This is a genomic window from Rhodoblastus sp., from assembly GCF_019449565.1.
Lineage (GTDB): Bacteria > Pseudomonadota > Alphaproteobacteria > Rhizobiales > Beijerinckiaceae > Rhodoblastus.
Genome location: NZ_JAGRPM010000029.1, coordinates 1 through 18,014, shown reverse-complemented (window position 1 = coordinate 18,014; position 18,014 = coordinate 1). Strand labels below are relative to the sequence as shown.

Below are 18,014 nucleotides of genomic sequence, written 5' to 3'. Positions count from 1 at the left end.
CTCCCCCGGATCGAGCTCGATGAGGCTAACGCGCGAATATTTCAATGGATCGAGAGAGGCGACACCTGAAACGTCAAGGCAAAATCGGCGGCTGAATTTTAGTTTGTCGTTTCAAATTGACGTTTTTAAGCAAAACCGACATTGGCGAGGGGCGCGAATCGCGCTTTTCGCCGCTTAGCTCGTCGTCATCTAACCGCATGGTTTCATTGAAACAACTTATTCATGCAGAAGCTAACATGCTTATTGCTTCCGTCATAGGGCGGTCTTGTAGACTCCCCTTCTCACTATCAATAAGGATGGCTTACCGCTGCTCCGGCCAGCTGTCGGAACATCGATCATCGTCGCTCCGCAAAGATCGCTGGAACGGCGCGAAAAGCGCTGGTTTTCGGCGGAAAATTCGCCTTGATCGAGCGAATTCTTCCTTTGGATTCAGCGGACGGATCACCCTCAATCGACCGATATCGGGCCAGGGTGCGATGCGCCGCTACAGGCGGCAGCACAAGCCACGCGCGCCGCCTATTTCCGTCGGTAACCCCTGAGAATCCGGACTTTTCGCTTCTAAAGCCTCTAGGCGGCCACGGCGTGCCGAGGCTAGCTTTGCCTATCCGAAGCGCCGAATCGGCCTCTGTGACCCTCTGCGGCTGTCGATCAACGACGCCTACAAACGGCCGTTTACTCGCAACTTACGACTTTGTACAAAGCCATCATTCAGACCCCAGGTGTCGACAAAATCGCATTTCGTCGACACGTTTTCGGCTCATGTCGATCTGATCGACAGATTCGAAACCGTCCGAAACGTGCTTGACCACGTGCGCCGTTGCGCGAGCACGGTCTTATAATGCCGTAACTTGAGCCACCCGCCGTGGAGCGTCAGCACTCGCAGCTACACATTTCAAAGAAATGCGCCCTTGAAGGCCGTCGCGCTTCACGATATAGTCATGTTGGTCATAATGACTATTATTGGAGGATTCTTATGGCGCACGCCAACCATCACTGGACGGTCGCCGACGCCAAAGCTCGGCTATCTGAACTCATTGAGACGGCGCGGCGGGAGGGCCCGCAAACGATCACCAAGAACGGCCGTTCGACGGCCGTCGTCGTCTCCGTGGAGGAATGGGAGCGCAAAACGACCCGGTCCGGCTCTCTGGCCGAATTCCTGCTCAAATCTCCATTTCGAGGCGCCGATCTCGACATTGAGCGGTCGAAGGACGATGCGCGCGAGATCGATCTGTGAGCTTCCTCATCGACACGAACGTGATTTCGGAACTCACCCGGCCTAACCCCGATCTGCAAGTCGTTTCATTCCTTCACGAGACCGACGAGGATCGCCTCTTCGTCAGCGTCATCACCATGGGAGAGCTGCGCCGAGGCGTGGCGCTCAAGGCGGACGGACGCGCAAAATCCGCGCTCGACGCTTGGCTTCGCCTGGACTTGCGCGAAAGATTCGCCGGCCGGATCGTCAATGTCACCGCGCCGGTCGCCGACATGTGGGGGGAATTGATGGCGACGGCCAAGCGACAGGGGACGGTGCTGCATGCGATGGACGGATTCCTCGCCGCAACGGCACTTGTCCACGACAAGACGCTCGTGACGCGCAATATCAAGGATTTTGCGCCATTCGACGTACCCCTTCTCAATCCCTGGACGCCAATCGCAAAGACCGATTGAAGGCGGCTACCATCAACAATCGGATCGGACGCCTCAATGGAGCGGACCACAAAAAGGTGATGAAGCCTCCGTCAAAATCCCCCTCCGGGCCTTCTGGGCGCCTTCTGGGCTACGCCCGCGTCTCGACCGAGGATCAGGCGACCGACGCGCAGACCGACGAGCTGCACGCCGCCGGCTGCGCGACACTCTACCAGGAGCACGGCTCCGGCGCCTCGCGCGCGCGGCCGGAGCTCGCCCGGCTGATGCGCGAGATCCGCGCTGACGACGTCCTCGTCGTCGTGCGCCTGGACCGTCTGGCGCGATCCGTCAGCCATCTGCTCGAAGTGATCGAACGCCTGGAAGCGAAGGGCGCGCATTTCCGCTCATTGCGCGATCCAATCGACACATCGACGCCGCAGGGCATGTTCACGCTCCAGGTCCTTGGCGCCGTCGCCCAGCTCGAGCGCGCCCTGATCTCCGAACGGACGAAGGCTGGAATTAAAGCCGCGCGGTCCCGCGGCAAGCTGCCGGGCAATCCCGGGTTGCGCGCCAAGGACCCAGCCGCCATTCGCAAGGCTGCGGAGGCGCGCGATCGCGTCTTCACTGGCGACGTGGTCGCCGCGATGGACCGCTGGCTTCCCACGGTCCGCCGGATGCGGCCGTCGAGCCCGTGGGAAGACGTCGTTCGCGTGCTGAATATGGAAAGCGGCGTCCGCTGGACGGTCGAGCGTCTCCGACGCGCCGTACGCCGAACGGTTCGCGAGCGCCTGGCCGACCCGAAACTGTTGGAGCGGAGCCCGCGCAGGCCGCCGGAAGACCGGCTGATGATGCTGGTCGCCGGCATCGCCATGGCCAATCCCAACATGCCACTGCGCGCGATCGGCGCCCAGCTCGAGGCAATGCGCGAGCGCACGCCCCGCGGCGGCCGGCAATGGGCCGCCTCATCGGTCAAGAATTTGCTCGATCAGGCGGCCAAGCTGGGCCTGGCTCCGGCCGCCCCGAATCTCGGAGAATGAAAACTCCAATTGCCTACATCGGCGCGCATGCGTCATGCTCTCTTCTTGTTGCGTTTCCAGGCGCCGATCGGCGCCACCAGCATCCGCCCGATCGAAAACTCCGCAGCCTCCGCCTTGCGCGCCAGCGCGCGCTACCTCGCCAAAGGCTTAGGCTGGGCCGAGCTGCCCGGCGAACATTTCAACTTTGCGCAATATGTTGCGTGAACCATTGGGCGAGGCCCAGTTCGTCCATCTCGCCGGCCGCGAGTTTTTGCCAAACCATGACGCACTCGACGTCCGTTGCTTTCAGCACTCGCCCGTTCAGGGCGAGGAAAAGTTCGGCGACAACCAACGACGTCCGTTTATTGCCGTCGACGAAAGGATGGTTTTTGCAAATTCCGTAGGCATAGGCCGCGGCGAGTTGCGGCATGCCCGCGTTCTCGTAGGCGGACAGATTTCTCGGCCGGGAAAGGGCCGACTCGAGCAGGCCTTCGTCCCTGACCCCGGCTCCGCCGCCATGTTCGGCGAGCTGCTCGTCATGGATGGCGAGCACGACAGAGGCGGTGACCCATTTCGGTTCTTTCGCCACCTACTTCGCCAGCTCGCGCAGGGCGTTGCGACGCTTTTTCATGATGGCGCGGGCCGCCTCCATCTGATCTGCGAAATCCGGGTCGTAGGGCGTCAGCCGCATGCCGCCTGGGGCCGGCGTCAGATAAAGCGTGTCGCCCTCTTTGAGATTGAACTGGGCCAAGGTCTCTTTGGGGATCGTCAGACCGGTGGAATTGCCGATCAGACGCAGTTTGAGTGCGACCATTGCCTCCTCCCGGACCAGGATGTGTCTACACTCGTAATAACACCAAATTGGATATGGTTCCAAAGGAAATCACAAAGATGCGTCCGCCTCCGAATGCGGCTGCTTGAGGGAGGGCGGCGCCGGAATGTCGGCCAAGGCCCTCAAGGCGGCGGATGATATCCTTAATCGCCAGCATCCCGCCTCCGCGCTTCCTCAACCACGGCCGCGTCCATTTCGTCGAGGGTTCGACGACGCCCATCGGTCTTCAGCATGGCGAACACGTCGGATAATTGCGTTTTTCGAACAGCGGCGCCCGGCGAAGCAGAACGCCGGTGGTGACTTCCTCGACCACCAGTTTCGTGCCCGCCGGCCAGTCTCGACGCCGGCGCACGACCTTGGGCAGGATTGACTGACCCCTTCGTCGAAACCACCGTCGTGAACCGCTCGTCGGCAAACATTTTTTCGATCTCATCGGCAAAACCAAAGCAAGATAGCGCCTTTCCAGATCAACGGCAGCAAGACTACATGCGATCACCCCGTCGCATGTCGCCCGCGGCCGCCTTTGGCAAGCTTGCCACGCAACAGCGCCATCAACACCGGACCGATAGAAAACTCCTTTGCCCGCGCTTTGGCCGACAGTGCCCGAAGATAGCCGCCCGGGCTGCTGATCGCCTCGCCTTTCTGCAGGATCGCCGCAATAATCACGGCCGCATCGCCCGCCCCCATGGTTTCCTGGGCCTCGCGCCAGGCGTCGGCCGATATGCCCAGGGCGGCGCGCGCCAGGCCGGCCGTGGCGATCAAATCGCGCCATGAACCGATCCCGCCTTTGGCGTAATCGGCGATATCGGGGCAGGCGTCGAGCACCATTCCGAGAGGATAGGCTTTGGTCGCTGCGCTGACTCGTGTCGCCTCGCTTCGCTCATTTTCTTGGGGTCTTTGGGGAGCGCTCGGTTCTGAAACCATTGAGCCCGGATCGTCGACCCTGCCTTCTTGGAGGCCAGGTTCAAGATCAAAAGGAGGGTTTGGTTTTGAATTTTGTATGTGGCGCTCAGTTTGAGACTCATTGGCGCTTATATTTTGAGAATTTACATGAGTTTCCAACAGATTGAGCACTTCGGCGGAGAGCATCGCCAATTCATCCGCCACCGGCTCCAGTTCTTCCCGTGTCGCGGTGCGTGGAATCCTGGCGACCATTGAGCGGAACAGTTCGTGGATGGCGGTCCAATTCGCTGGCCCCTGCCCTTCCCGACGCGTTGGGACAGCCTCTTCAATGCCGGTCACGATCATTTTGGCGATATCGCGCCGACAGATCGTGATTTTCTCCCGGACGCGCTTGAGCGCACGTTCTTCGGCGCGCACAGCTTCGGCGAGCGATTCAAACTCTTCGGCGCGCGCGACCAGCGGCGAAAGATCGAAGCCGAAAGCGATCTCGAGCTCCCCTGCCCCGTCCTTGCGCGCATAGCGTTTGCCGTTCGGGCTGTCTCGCCGCACGATCAGTCCAGCGTCGACCAGCACGGCCAGGTGACGCCTGAGCGTCGCCGGCGCCATGCCATGCGCGCGCAAGCTGAGTTGCCGATTGGACGGAAAGACCACCAGGTCTTCGCCGGCGAGCACGGTTTCCGGATGAAACGTCAGCAGCGCGTCGAGCACCGCCAAGGCGCGTTCGGACACGGCGAGGCGCGCCCGCGACGCGCAAATCGCCCGAAACACGTTCCATTTATGCGCGAACTTTTCAGGTGGGCGCGTTTTCGCCGCAGCCTGGCTTGCCACATGGGCAAGCGTCAGCGGTCGCCGCCCAAAGGGCGTCGTCGATTGATGAGGTTCCATGCCTTTTGCCTTTCATCGGGCAAAAGAAATCCGCTCGCCGAAACGACGTTTTATCTCTCACGAGACTCTTGACAGTGATTCGCGGAAATGGGATTCTCTAGGTGCGAACTATGAGAAGGGCTTCCGGAATTCTGTTTCGGGGGCCTTTTTCTTTTGCTGCGTTGCTCCTTGTTGGGACGTTAAATATCGCTCGGCTCGCCACACTCGGCGTCGAAGGTATTAAACTCGTGGAACAAGTCAGGCAGACGAGCCACTAGGAATTGTGCGAACGCGGTTCCTGACGATTTTGCCAACGTAACTTTCACATCTCGATCGTTTGAGCGGACTTGCGCGAGAATTTGCCCCGCGGCATCCTTGACTGCGAGCGTCGGCGGGGCGAGGACTTTGTTCGTCTCTTGGCGATTGACCGCGCTAAAAACCCGCGCGAATCGCGTATCGCTATCGAGGCTGGCGAAAATAGGCAGAGCAGCGGTGGCATGAGCACGCGTCAGCGCAGCCTTGTCATTCAGAGCTTCGGCAAATTCCTGCCAGCGCCGTCGGCCGATCTTTGGGGCCTTGCCAATCGCCCGGACAAGATCATCGGGCACGGACTTCGCCACAGAAATGAGCTTAGAAGCTTCCGCTCGATCAATGGCAAGCGCTTGCTGGATAACAGCGCGGCCGCGCCCAGCGTTTTCCAACATCAGAGCAAAAACGGCTCGTTCGATGAAGCTCAAATCCTCGCGCGCGGAGTTTTCAACGCCTTGGGCAATTATGAGTTCGTCATCACCGAGCGTGCGGACAATCGCTTTAACCAGCCGGCTAAGCTGGCGTGCCGCACGAATACGACGATGCCCGAATGCAGTTTGATAACGACCTGGCGCACTCGCATGAGTGCGCACTAGTACCGGAATTTCTTGGCCGCGTTCAGCGATGGATTGTTTCAGCGACTCGAACGAAGCATCGTCATCATGCTCGAATCGATCCGCAAACGGCGATGGATCAATTAGCGACGGGTCGATCTCAATGACATGTTCGCCGTCGGCAAATTGAGCGCGCAGCGTCTCATTCTCGCGCTCGATGTTCGAAAAAGTCTCCTTCATTGTCCTAACGGCGCCGGCCGCGACGCGGCGCGTCTCCGGCTCCTTGTTGTCCGCGGACAACACAACAGTTGAAGGTTGGGCAAACAGATTGCGTATTGTATCGGTGCGTTTGCTCATCTGCCCCAAACCTTCTTCATGATATCGAGGATTTCGCGATTGACGCTGTTCACCGACTCTAGAGCTCGGTCATACGCTGCGCGTCCTACGGAACCCTTCTCCAGTTCATAAAGCGATTGCTTCGTAAGACCCGCGTTGGCGATGGCGGTCGACTTCCAAACGGTGGCGCCTAAGACATCCTCGCCAAAGAGATTGCGGAGCAAAGCCACGATTTGGGTTTCCGGCACATCATTGGGGTCATGACGGGTGACGACATAGCGGATGAAATCATAGTCGAGACTGCCGCCTGCTTCCTCGATGACGCTCATGATGTCCGATGTCATCAGCAAGAATTGGCTCATCGAAGCCACATCGACCATTTGTGGGTGGATCGTCACTAGCATGGCGGTTGCCGCGTTCAGCGCGCCCATCGTGAGATAACCAAGCTGCGGAGGACAATCGATCACCACGACATCAAAGTCATCGGCCACCTCGGCAATTGCCGCGCCGACACGGCGGAAAAATAGATTATCCCCGCGCAATGATCGCTCGATCATGGCGCGGGGCGTGTGATGCTCGAACTCCATGAGTTCGAGGTTGCCGGGCACCAGCGAGACGCCCGTGAAATAGGTTGGCCGCACGATTTCTCGCATCGGACGGCGCGCGTCATCATACCGAATCGCGCCATAGAGCGTATCGCCCTCTCCAATGTCGAATTCTGGCTGATACCCGAACATCGCTGAAAGCGAGGCCTGTGGGTCAAGGTCAATAGCGAGAACCCGATATCCCTCTAGCGCTAGAAATTGCGTGAGATAGAGTGACGTCGTAGTCTTTGCGGAGCCGCCTTTGAAATTAGCGACTGCCACGATCTGCAGCTTTTCCGTAGTCTGACGCGCGGGGAGGAATGACAGGGCCTCCTTAGGCCGAGCCGATGCAAGATACGCCCGCAACTCGCCAATTTGCTCCGGCGTATACGAACGGCGCCCTCCGGCCGACAAAGCGGGGACGGGGCCAAGGCCGTCGAGCGAAAGCTGGCGCAGATAACCGTCAGACACCCCGACAAAACGCGCCGCCTCACCCGATGTGAAAGACCGCAGCGTCTTTCGTGAGGTCGGAGGAAATAGCGATGCGTTGAGCGCTTGCATCTGGCCCGACAGCGCCTGGGCGTGTCGGGCTATCCGATTGATGGCCTTCTCGGATGCCGAAGTTGCTCGAGGATGTGTCACTGTCGCCACGCGAGACGGTTCCTAGACGTTAAACGGTGAGTTACCGTCTGCAATAAAGCGCCGATTCGTGATTCGACGCAAGAATTAAAGGGTAAACAAAACCTTAATGACAATGATGCGGGCGACTGACGTATGAAGCATTTTCATGTTGTTGTCCGCGGACAACAACATGAACGCTTGACGCGCTACCGTTCTGTCGCTGAACGCCACTGGCAAAGGAATTGAGGCTGCCCGCTCTCGCAGCGCCGCCGCGCGAGATATTCTGAAGGCCCCGGCTTGCGCAGCCGGGGCCTCGTGCGCCGCCTCAGTCGCCCCGCCGTCCGCTGGGGCGCGACCAGATCAGCGAGAAGCCATCGCCGTCTTCATCGTCGAAGAGGTTGGCGTAGATCGGGGCGGTGAAGCTCGGGTCGTCGAGCTTGAGGCCCAGATAGTCGCGGCCTTCGTTGGAGCGCTTGGACCAGGCGGCACCGATTTCGACGCGGCCGACCAAGACCCGGTGGCTGGGAGCGTTTTCGCCCGTGGCTCGCGTGTCGGGGACAATGCGCACGCCCTTGGCCCGGACGCTGAGAGTGACGATTTCGCCGGTGAATTCGTTCGAAGCGGTCTTTTTGAAGGTGCCGATGGTCGCCATTGTAAGTCTCCGTTTTTCTGTTCCGAGCCCGCACCGTTGCGGCCTCGATGGCGATGGACAGGCCGGAGGCGACCGACGCCGCACCCATCGGGGCCGAAGCGTCAGCGAAGGACGGCGCGGAAGCGACTTTCTTGCCTCGCGAGGAATGGGCGATCCGGGGCCCCCGCGCGGCTTGGCCCGCGTGGGGTGGTCTCCCAGGGGAAGAAAGTCGTGGCGCGCCGTTGCGGCATAGGCGGTCGAGGCGATAGCCGGCCTTCGGCCAAATCACGCAACAGAAGAGGCCGTTCGGGAGCGGTCCGTGGACCGAGAAAGACAGGAGAGGGCGGCGACCTCGCTGCTATCTCAAATGAGTAAGATCGATCATCGTAAGCGGATCAAAGCATTTCCGTTTCAGGCTATTGGGAGGACGAGCCCCTCGCCGCCCACAATGCGAGAACGCCACGAAACCCCAGTCCATATTGGCCTGCGATGAATTGGAGCACGTTCGTCCAAACCCAACGACAGCGACTTCTTCCGCAGTTTCCGTCAGCCGTTCTAAATATCGGAGCCGCCGCCAACCTTTGTGCTCGAACGATGCGACGCGCGCTTCGCACATTCTGCCTTGCCCATCAGCGAACTGCGCCGTGTTTCAACATCCGCAGGCCTCACCGGCATGGCGAAGCCTCAGCGCAATTCAAATAGCGTCGCATTGACGCCTCCAATTCCGAAACAGCCCTCGGAATTCGAACTGGCCAGTTTTGGCAAGGTGTCGCCTCACGGCGCGCCGCAGAGTTCCTGGATGGCCAAGCGGATAATTCAGAATTTCTCTTCAGATCATTTCTTTTCCGGGAAGCCATCGCCCAGAAGGAACGGCAATAGCCGTCCCCGAACGAAGCCCCGCGACACGGCGGCTTTCGAATCTACGGCAAGCGTAGCTAAATCATGCAAAAGCGCACGAATCGCCGCTCGAGGATCGCCCTCGAATTCCGCGATGACCGCGTCAATTTCCTCGTCCGTCACATCGAGCACAATAGATCCCTCGACGGATTCCAGTATGGTTCCGCTCCAGACCAAATGAGGACATAACACGAACACTTATGCGCGTCGGAATTAATCCCGACGCGCGTGAAAAGTCCGTGCGTCTTTCGCCCTCATGAGGAGAAAGGATCGATTTCGACCAGAATCTGACTGCCGTCGCCGTCGAATTCATTCATGGGAACGACGGAGAGGCTGAGAGCAAAGGCTTCAACATCTTTTAGGGACGTCGATCCAGCTCCTGTTTGAGCGGAGGACCATCCCCCGCTGACAGGCTCCCGATGTGTCCAGGCGAGAGCCGCAATCACCGCGGAAGGCGAAGCCGAAAGCGGCGGCACGCATCGCGTAGTCCGACCCTTTATGGGTTGATAGCGTCAGGCCCGCGGCTGGACCAAGGATCAGCGCAATGGGGCAGGTGCGAATTCCGATTCAATCCGGCCACCGATTCCGATTTGAAGCCGGCGTGCGCTGGGCAAAGTCAGCGCGATCCTGCGGGGGAAGGCTTAGCGGCTAGGCTGCGTGTAGATGCGGTAGCGGACGTAGCCGTCGGCAAGACCAAAACGATCATAGAGCCGCCGGGCGGCGGCGTTATCCGCTTCAGTTACCCAGTAAACGCTGGCCCAGCCGAGCGTGCGGGCCAGGCCCAGGAGATCCTCGATCAAGGCGCCGCCGATGCCCTCGCCGCGATTGGCCTCATCAACAAAGAGATCCTCGAGGTAGCACGTCGGGGCAGCGGACCAGGTGCCCTCGTGAAGCACGCACACGGCGAAGCCCAGCGGCGTCCCGTCGTCGACGACCGCGGCGCGGCCGAGGAGCTGTGACGCCGGATCGAGGATGCGGCGCCAGGTGCAGCTGGTTTCCGCCTCGGGGAGGGTCTTGCGGTAGAACGCGAGGTACTGCGCCCAAAGGCGGCGCCACACAGCTTCGTCCTGCCGCTGAATTGGGCGAATGGAGATCTTCATCGCCCGACCCTAGCGCAGTGGGGCCCTTCCGCGCCACAAGCCCGACCCGCTTCTCCAACCTTCTCTTCACCTCAGGCCATTCATTGTCGAGGATCGAAAAGTACACGGAGTCTCGGATGTAGCCAGTCCACGTCGGGCGACCGCGCCGCAGCACGCCTTCGCGTACGGCGCCGAGCTTCGCGACTGCCGCCTGACCAAACCGACCTTTTGCAAAGCCTGTTCTGCCACGCCCCCGCGTATCCGAGCCGACGACCAAGACATCTGCCGCCGGCGCGACGTCCTAGCCGGCACGGGCGGCTGTCTTCAGCATGGTCCGTTGCTGACCTTGCGCGTCGAAGTTATCCGGGTCGAGCCAAGCGAGATAGGCCGGCTTGACCGCCTTCCAGTCGTCGTCGGTCATTGCGTACCATGCCGTATCCCTGTTCAGGCCCTTCACCACCATATGCTTGCGGAACACGCCTTCGAACACGAAGCCGAAGCGCTCGGCCGCGCGCTTCGACGGCTCGTTCCGGTCATTGCACTTCCACTCGAAGCGCCGGAAGCCGAGCGTGTCGAAGACATATTCCGCGGCCAGAAACAGCGCCTCGGTCGAGATACGTGAGCGCGCGATCGCCGGCCCCCAGAGAATGTTGCCGAACTCGACGACGCCGTTTGTCGCGTCGATCCGCATTAACGCCTGCCGGCCCTCCGCGCGGCCTGTGCGCATGTCGATGACAGCGCAGAACATGGGATCGGCGGATGCCTCGGATTTCTCCATCCAGACCCCAAAACTGGAATAATCCGCCGGTGTTCCATCCGGGAGATAGCGGAACCGATCGTCAGCACCCGGCTCGAGCGCGGACGCGAATAGTTGCTCGCCATGCCGCGCCAGGCTCAAGGGTTCGAGGCGGGCATATCGCCCCCGCAACGTCACGCGTTCAGGCCGCTGCGCGCCATGCCAAGCTAAAAGCTCCATCGTGGTTTTCCTCTCAATGCAGAGCGGCGGGGGTCGCTCCAGGCGGGACTTGGGGCCGTCACTTGCACTCCACTTGAGCCAATCCGCTTATCTCGCTCTCCGCTAGCATGCGCCGCGACGGATCGTTGATTTGCACAATCAGGCGGATGTGCCGCATCGCCCGATCTGGCCGGAGAAAACCTGCGCAAACCGCGTCCGTCCACATGAAATCCACGCGCACTTGACCAATCAGAAATGGCGAAACATCATCAATCCTGACCTGTGGCAGAAGACGGCAAGTGGCTGGCTTCGTATTGGAATGCATGGCCGGCTTCATCGGTATCCGCAGGGCAGGGGGGTGCGACGCGCCAAATTGATGCGGATCAACCTCGACCAAGACGTTTGGCAAACGGTGATAACGCAGTAGTTTCTCAGTCGCTCGTCTACAGCGTCGCTCTCGTGGTTAAGCTCGATCGCTGGTTGCCTTTCAGCGACACATCCAACAGCGGAGCGATCGGCTCGAAAGAAGCCGTTCGGCGGCGACTGCGAAAGACGCCTTGGCGCCACTTTCGGACGTTGCCAAGCAAGGATGACGAACCTGTTAAATCGGCCCGAAGCGGTCATCCGTGAGAAAACAAACTCGGTGCGCCAGCAAAGGGTCGCGCCGGCGCAGCCTCTCTCCAGGTTCGCCAATTCGGCGACCCATCACAGACCGACGGAGCGTCGACCCGAACCTCGCGCGACGATCTCAGTATCAACCGAAGCGGTCGAGAAGTTCGAGCAGCAGTGGCTTCAATCGGCGAATTTCTTCGCGATGGATCGCTGAGAGTTGCTTGAGGAGTTCGGCGGCGCGGTCGGTGAGGACGAGCACCGTCTTCCGGCGATCCATCTCTGCCGTTCGGCCCGCGATCAGATCGAGCGCCTTGAGCCGGCTGATCAATTCGGATGCACTGTTGGGCTTCAGGATCAGCTGATCCGCCAGATAGCCGATCGTGGCTTGTCCCGCCGGCGCGCCGCGGATCGCCAGCAGCGCTTGATGCTGTTGAGGCGATAATCCGGCCTTGTTCGCTCTCACTTCGCTGAACGCCAGGAAGCCGCGCAGCGCCGCGCGGAAATCCGCTAAGGCGGCATAGTCCCTGTCATCCAATGGTGGTGTGTGGTCAGTCATGTCGATCCATGGTTGAATTATATCGTAATACGATGTATCTGGCTCTTCCTCCGAGAATGAGCGACATGAGTCTTACACCATCCCGCACCGCCGAACGCCACCGCCTTGCCGACTATAGCGCTGACCGCCGCATGCTTCTTTTGGCCGCGATGGCGCTGGCGGTGGGCTCGGGCGGCGCTTGCGGAGCCTGGATCCTGCTCCGGCTGATCGCGATGGCGACCAATCTGTTCTGGTTCGGCCGGCTTTCGGCGGCGCCCGCGCTGATCGCCGATTCGACGCTGGGGATCGCCACGCTCGCCATCCCGGTCCTCGGCAGCCTGATCGTGGGATTGATGGCGCGGTTCGGGTCGGACAAGATTCGCGGCCACGGCATTCCCGAGGCGATCGAAGCAATCCTCTACGGCGAAAGCCGGCTGTCGCTGAAAGTTGCGATCCTCAAGCCGATCTCGTCGGCGATCTCGATCGGCAGCGGCGGCCCTTTCGGCGCGGAAGGGCCGATCATCATGTCCGGCGGCGCGATCGGTTCGCTGTTTGCGCAATGCTTTCACCTCAGCGCGGCCGAACGCAAGACGCTGTTGGTCGCCGGCGCCGCCGCCGGCATGACAGCAATTTTCAATACGCCTATTGCCGCGGTGCTGTTGGCGATCGAGGTTCTGCTGTTCGAGTGGAAGCCGCGCAGCTTCGTCCCCGTCCTGGTCGCCGTGCTGGTCTCCTGGGCGTGGCGGCCGCTGATGATCGGCGTGGGGCCGATGTTTCCCTTCGTCGGCGTCACGCCCGCAGGAAATTGGCCGGTTGCGGCCGCCCTTGGGATCGGGCTGGCGGCCGGGCTCCTGGCCGCCTTGCTCTCGACCGCCCTTTATCGGATCGAGGATTTGTTCCACCGCTTGCCCATCCACTGGATGTGGTGGCCGGCGATCGGCGGGGTGGTGGTGGGTCTGGGCGGCCTGCTGGATGTTCATGTGCTGGGCGCCGGCTACGCGAGCATCCAGACGCTGCTCGATGGCGCCCTTGCGATGCGGGAGGTGGCGATCCTTCTGGTCCTCAAGGCGACCGTGTGGCTGGTCGCGCTGGGTTCGGGTACATCGGGCGGCGTGCTGGCGCCCCTTCTGATCCTGGGCGGCGCGACGGGTTATCTGATCGGCTGCGTCCTGCCGGGCGGCGCCGGCTTCTGGGCGATGATCGGCATGGCCGGCGTCATGAGCGGAGCGATGCGCGCGCCCATGACAGGCGCGCTGTTCGCGGCTGAGCTGACAGGTCATTTCCAGGCGCTGCCGCTCGCCATCGCCGCTTCCGGCGCCGCCTTTGCAGTGAGCGTGCTGCTGATGCGCCGTTCGATCCTGACGGAGAAGATCGCCCGGCGCGGCCGGCATATTCTCCAGGAATATTCGGTCGATCCGCTCGACCTGATCCAGGCCGGCCAGCTCATGACCCGCGATCCCGCGACATTGCCCGGAGATATGCGTGTCGTCGAGGCGCTCGCCCTTTTCCGTGAGGGCGCCGCCTATCGCAGCTATCCCGTGGTGGATGGCGAGGGACGTCTGCTCGCGCTCATCTCACGAACCGATGCGCTGCGGTGGCGGTGTGGCGACGATCCCGGCGAGGCGACGCTCGCCGAGACATTCTCCGACGTTTCCCAACCCACCGCTTTTCCCGACAGCCCGAGCGGCGTGGTCGCCGACCTCATCGTCGAGACCGGGATCGGACGCATCCCGATCGTTGACCCGACGACCCGGCGGGTGGTCGGCATCCTTTCGCGGCAGGATCTGCTGAAAGCCCGCACCGCGCACCGCTTGGCCGAGACCAGGCGCAACCGCGTCGTGGGGATGGCCGCCGTCAACCCCGCGCCACCCGAAAGAGAACACTCATGAGCCAGGACCGCCCGCAAGATTGGAATCCTCGCGCGACGTCGGTCATTGACGATCAGATCGGTGCCTATGATGCGTTGCGTCGTGAATGTCCGGTGGCGTTCAGCGATTACTTGCAATGGTCCTTGTTCAGGCATGACGACGTGCTGCGCGTGCTGCACGATCATGAAACTTTCAGCAACGTCGTCTCGTCCCATGTCGCGGTGCCCAACGGCATGGATCCGCCCGAACACACACTTTTCCGGCAAATGATCGACCCCTATTTCGGACCGTCGGCGATGACGCAGTTCGAGCCCGTCTGCCGGGAGGTCGCCGTGAATCTGGCGATGCGCCTGCCCATGCGGGGCGAGGCGGAGTTGATCCGCGATTTCGCGCAGGACTATGCCTTGCAGATCCAATGCGCTTTCATGGGTTGGCCCCTGAATTTGCACGAACCGCTGCGCGACTGGACGCGTCGGAACCAAGAAGCGACGCTAGCCGGGGATAGGGAGGCTATGGTCGCCGTCGCCTCGCAGTTTGACGGGTATATCCGGGATCTGTTGCGCGCCCGCCTGATCGAGGGCGCGAATGCGTCAGACGATCCAACGACGCGACTTCTGCATGAGCAGGTGGGCAGCCGGCTGATCAGCGAAGAGGAAATCGTCAGCATCATCCGCAACTGGACGGTCGGCGAATTGGCGACGATCTCCGCTTGCGTCGGCATCATTCTCGGATATCTCGCGCAGCGCCCTAGCCTCCAGAGCCGGCTCCGGAGCCAACCCGAACACCTGCCAACCGCCATCGACGAGATCTTGCGGATAGACGCGCCCTTGATTGCCAATCGCCGCAGGACGACGAGGCCGGTGGAAATCGGCGGACGAAAGATCGATGCGGGCGAACGGCTGACATTGATCTGGGCGTCGGCCAACCGGGATGAGGCCAAGTTCGGCGATCCCGATGCGTTCCGCCTGGATCGCAATCCCGGCGACAATCTTCTTTACGGCGCTGGCGTCCATGTTTGTCCGGGCGCGCCGCTCGCGCGGTTGGAATTGCGCATCATCCTGGAGGAGTTTTTGGCGCGCACGCAAAGTTTTTCGCTTGTAAAAGACAAGCCGCCGGTTCGGGCGGCTTACCCGAGCGGCGGGTTCGCGACGCTTCCGTTATGGGTTGACGCGACGCCGGCCACAGCCTCGACCTCGCCGGACGCAGGCAACTAGTCTTGCTGCGAAATTGAGGTCCTATGCCGACTTGCCGTCGCTCCGCTCGCAAGGCCATTTCTCCAAAACTCCCGCTCCCGCAAGACTAGCTCCCCATGGTGTCGCCGAAATCCAAGCCCTTGTTCACACAGAATTCCGAGGAGACATGAATGTCCGGACGTTTATCCCTGTCGAAGGACAAGATCAGGGTTTTGCTGCTTGAAGGCATCCACGAAAGCGCCGTGGCCCTGTTCAACGCGGCGGGCTACACCAATGTCACCCGCCTGACCAAGGCGCTGGATGGCGAGGCGCTGCGCGAGGCGCTGCAGGGCGTGCACATCGTCGGCATCCGCTCGCGCACCAAACTGACCGAAGAGGTTTTCGAGGCGGCGGGCCGGCTGATCGCGGTTGGCTGCTTCTCCGTCGGCACCAATCAGGTCAATCTCAATTCGGCCCGCGTGCGCGGCATTCCGGTGTTCAACGCGCCCTTCTCCAATACCCGCTCGGTGGCGGAGCTGGTGATCGGCGAGATCGTCATGCTGCTGCGCCGCATTTTTCCGCGTTCGGTCTCGGCGCATGAGGGCGGCTGGGACAAGAGCGCCAACGACAGCCTGGAAGTGCGCGGCAAGATTCTCGGCATCGTCGGTTACGGCAATATCGGCAGCCAATTGTCGATGCTGGCCGAGAGCATGGGCATGAAGGTGATCTTTTTCGACATCACCGACAAATTGCGCCACGGCAACACCGAGCCTTGCGACACGCTGGAGGAATTGCTGGGACAGGCCGACGTAGTCAGCCTGCATGTGCCGGAAACGCCGCAGACCAGGAACATGATGGGCGAGGCGCAATTCAGGGCGATGAAAAAGGGCGCCTATTTCATCAACAACGCGCGCGGCACTGTGGTCGACATCGACGCTCTGGCGCAGGCGATCAAGGACAAGCATCTGCGCGGCGCCGCCATCGACGTCTTCCCCAAGGAGCCGGGTAGCAATGCCGAAAAATTCGTGTCGCCCTTGCAGGGACTGGACAACGTGATCCTGTCGCCGCATATTGGCGGCTCGACCGAGGAGGCGCAGGAGCGCATCGGCTCGGAAGTCGCGCGCAAGCTGATCGACTATTCGGACGTCGGCTCGACGCTCGGCGCGGTGAATTTCCCGCAGGTTCAGTTGCCGGGCCGCCCCAATGGCACGCGCTACATGCACGTCCATCGCAACGTGCCGGGCATGATGATGAAGCTGAACGATATTTTCTCCCGCCGAGGCATGAACATCGCGTCGCAGTTCCTGCAGACGGACGGCGAGGTCGGCTATGTGGTGATCGAGGCCGACGGCACGCGCGAAGATTGCGAGCAGGTACTGGAGGAAATCCGCGCCCTGGAAGGAACCCTTCGCGCCCGCGTCATCTACGAACGCTAGTCGGGGTTCGTATCTTGCTGAAGTTCGTCGCAAATAAGGATCTGAACGGTGGTTGAATCCGGGAGAGCGGCAACTGCATATGGCGCGCAGCAACGAAGTATTGGTCGGCGAGAGGGGGTAACGATCCAGCGCCGATGCGGTTTGACGGGAATGAGCGGTCGCCCTTCAGAATGATAGCGTGAACAACGGGGTCGGGCTTTCGCCCGCTCCAAACATCATGGAGGCACGACCATGGAATCCAGGCGCCGACAATCCGCCGCATGTTTGACGACGGACAACAACAGTCTCTCCCGCTCTGACTAACAGAGCCGGGCGATGGCGACGTCGCAATGCCCATCGTGGCATTAGCTCAACTTACCGCGCTTGACTTGGACATCTCTGAAGAGGCGGCCCCCTTTTTCGGCGCCAAGCGCAAGCAGGCGTCCATCCAGCGCATCTACTCCCAGTCGGGAAGCTGTTAGTCCGGGCGTCGGCGACTTTGTGACAAGATAGATACGGACCGACCATGACGACAAACATACTTTCGACGATCACTTGTCCATATTGCGGTCATCGAGCGACCGAAATGATGCCGACGGACGCATTTCAGTTGTCCTATGAGTGCAAAGGGTGCGGGAAAACGCTTCGCCCCAAAGCAGGGCATGACTGTGTTTTCTGTTCCTATGGCGACATTCCCTGTCCGTCAGTTCAGGCAGAGCGTGCGAAGAGTGCAAAAGCAGGAACATGTTGCGGCGCCTGTGGCGGCTAACCATGTTGGCGCCCATTCGTTGCGGCGCTCGCCATTTGCGGAACACTTGGCGATCCTCCTCGACGCGGTGTCTTCGATTGTGCAAGACGTGCTCATCGTTTGGCGGACGAAGCCGACGCTCAGGATGCAAGAACCTATCGTGCGACCGAAGTCGACGCGGCGTTCCTTTTTTCGGGTAGTAAGAACGCCAAATGAAGGCGATCGCTGCGCCGAGGCCCAATCAAGACGGGCCCCGAGAGGAAAGCTAACAGCGTCATGCGCTGGCGACGCCTCGGCCTCAAGCGGGTCACCCGTAGTATCCCTTCGGCGTGACGCGCCTTGCAGTAATTAGGGCCCCAGAGCGATGCTTCGCAGCTAAGTCGGCTTTATGAGCGAGGTTAGCTGCGCAGCATGGGACGAATGACGGTTATTTCCGGCGCCGAGCGCCGTCGGCGAT

General features: G+C 61.0%; 19 protein-coding genes. 7 read left to right on the top strand and 12 right to left on the bottom strand.

The window, feature by feature from the left end; translation table 11 throughout:
- The first annotated feature begins 973 nt into the window (after positions 1-973).
- From QZ409_RS07050 to QZ409_RS07040, 3 genes are read left to right on the top strand one after another with little or no spacing between them, the layout of a single operon-like run.
- Positions 974-1,234: a type II toxin-antitoxin system Phd/YefM family antitoxin gene (locus QZ409_RS07050; protein WP_296708507.1), complete on the top strand. Its 261-nt coding sequence runs from the start codon at positions 974-976 to the stop codon at positions 1,232-1,234.
- The gene (locus QZ409_RS07045) at positions 1,231-1,668 is read left to right on the top strand and encodes a type II toxin-antitoxin system VapC family toxin (RefSeq protein ID WP_296708504.1); all 438 of its coding nucleotides are present in this window, start codon (positions 1,231-1,233) and stop codon (positions 1,666-1,668) included. Before QZ409_RS07050 ends, QZ409_RS07045 begins: the two co-directional genes overlap by 4 nt.
- 59 nt (positions 1,669-1,727) lie before the next feature.
- Positions 1,728-2,663: a recombinase family protein gene (locus QZ409_RS07040; RefSeq protein ID WP_296708502.1), complete on the top strand. Its 936-nt coding sequence runs from the start codon at positions 1,728-1,730 to the stop codon at positions 2,661-2,663.
- Between the two features lie 178 nt (positions 2,664-2,841).
- Here the strand turns inward: QZ409_RS07040 and QZ409_RS07035 are convergent, their stop codons facing one another.
- The 12 genes from QZ409_RS07035 to QZ409_RS06980 all read right to left on the bottom strand — a co-directional run bounded on the left by QZ409_RS07035 (position 2,842) and on the right by QZ409_RS06980 (position 12,375).
- Positions 2,842-3,231 carry a type II toxin-antitoxin system death-on-curing family toxin gene (locus tag QZ409_RS07035; protein ID WP_296708499.1) on the bottom strand — a complete coding sequence of 130 codons (390 nt, stop codon included), beginning with the start codon at positions 3,229-3,231 and terminating at the stop codon, positions 2,842-2,844.
- Positions 3,232-3,456, bottom strand: coding sequence for an AbrB/MazE/SpoVT family DNA-binding domain-containing protein (locus QZ409_RS07030; protein ID WP_296708497.1), 225 nt, complete (start codon positions 3,454-3,456; stop codon positions 3,232-3,234).
- Positions 3,457-3,617: 161 nt separating this feature from the next.
- Positions 3,618-3,893 carry a hypothetical protein gene (locus tag QZ409_RS07025; RefSeq protein ID WP_342394827.1) on the bottom strand — a complete coding sequence of 92 codons (276 nt, stop codon included), beginning with the start codon at positions 3,891-3,893 and terminating at the stop codon, positions 3,618-3,620.
- A 73-nt stretch (positions 3,894-3,966) separates the two neighbouring features.
- Complete coding sequence (gene repC / locus QZ409_RS07020; protein WP_296708495.1) at positions 3,967-5,262, bottom strand: plasmid replication protein RepC; 1,296 nt, start codon at positions 5,260-5,262, stop codon at positions 3,967-3,969.
- Between the two features lie 179 nt (positions 5,263-5,441).
- Positions 5,442-6,461: a plasmid partitioning protein RepB gene (gene repB / locus QZ409_RS07015; protein ID WP_296708493.1), complete on the bottom strand. Its 1,020-nt coding sequence runs from the start codon at positions 6,459-6,461 to the stop codon at positions 5,442-5,444.
- On the bottom strand, positions 6,458-7,585 hold the full coding sequence (gene repA / locus QZ409_RS07010; protein ID WP_296708509.1) for a plasmid partitioning protein RepA: 1,128 nt from the start codon (positions 7,583-7,585) through the stop codon (positions 6,458-6,460). The genes repB and repA overlap by 4 nt, the downstream gene beginning before the upstream one ends.
- Positions 7,586-7,970: 385 nt before the next feature.
- A complete protein-coding gene (locus tag QZ409_RS07005; protein ID WP_296708491.1) occupies positions 7,971-8,297 on the bottom strand; it encodes a DUF736 domain-containing protein in 327 nt (108 codons plus the stop codon).
- An 813-nt stretch (positions 8,298-9,110) separates the two neighbouring features.
- Positions 9,111-9,305, bottom strand: a complete 195-nt coding sequence (locus QZ409_RS07000) for a hypothetical protein (protein ID WP_296708489.1) — start codon at positions 9,303-9,305, stop codon at positions 9,111-9,113.
- A 509-nt stretch (positions 9,306-9,814) separates the two neighbouring features.
- Entirely contained in the window at positions 9,815-10,273 is a 459-nt protein-coding gene (locus tag QZ409_RS06995; protein ID WP_296708486.1) for a GNAT family N-acetyltransferase, read from the bottom strand.
- Positions 10,274-10,553: 280 nt separating this feature from the next.
- A complete protein-coding gene (locus QZ409_RS06990; protein WP_296708483.1) occupies positions 10,554-11,228 on the bottom strand; it encodes a GNAT family protein in 675 nt (224 codons plus the stop codon).
- Positions 11,229-11,286: 58 nt separating this feature from the next.
- Positions 11,287-11,532, bottom strand: a complete 246-nt coding sequence (locus QZ409_RS06985; protein ID WP_296708481.1) for a hypothetical protein — start codon at positions 11,530-11,532, stop codon at positions 11,287-11,289.
- A gap of 429 nt (positions 11,533-11,961) precedes the next feature.
- Positions 11,962-12,375, bottom strand: coding sequence for a MarR family winged helix-turn-helix transcriptional regulator (locus tag QZ409_RS06980; protein ID WP_296708479.1), 414 nt, complete (start codon positions 12,373-12,375; stop codon positions 11,962-11,964).
- A gap of 65 nt (positions 12,376-12,440) precedes the next feature.
- Here QZ409_RS06980 and QZ409_RS06975 point away from each other — a divergent pair, with 65 nt between their 5' ends.
- From QZ409_RS06975 to QZ409_RS06960, 4 genes are all read left to right on the top strand, one after another.
- Positions 12,441-14,243, top strand: coding sequence for a chloride channel protein (locus QZ409_RS06975; RefSeq protein ID WP_296708477.1), 1,803 nt, complete (start codon positions 12,441-12,443; stop codon positions 14,241-14,243).
- A complete protein-coding gene (locus QZ409_RS06970; RefSeq protein WP_296708475.1) occupies positions 14,240-15,436 on the top strand; it encodes a cytochrome P450 in 1,197 nt (398 codons plus the stop codon). Before QZ409_RS06975 ends, QZ409_RS06970 begins: the two co-directional genes overlap by 4 nt.
- 149 nt (positions 15,437-15,585) lie before the next feature.
- Positions 15,586-16,830, top strand: coding sequence for a phosphoglycerate dehydrogenase (gene serA / locus QZ409_RS06965; RefSeq protein ID WP_296708471.1), 1,245 nt, complete (start codon positions 15,586-15,588; stop codon positions 16,828-16,830).
- Positions 16,831-17,335: 505 nt separating this feature from the next.
- Positions 17,336-17,578 carry a GDCCVxC domain-containing (seleno)protein gene (locus tag QZ409_RS06960; protein WP_296708470.1) on the top strand — a complete coding sequence of 81 codons (243 nt, stop codon included), beginning with the start codon at positions 17,336-17,338 and terminating at the stop codon, positions 17,576-17,578.
- Positions 17,579-18,014: the final 436 nt, after the last annotated feature.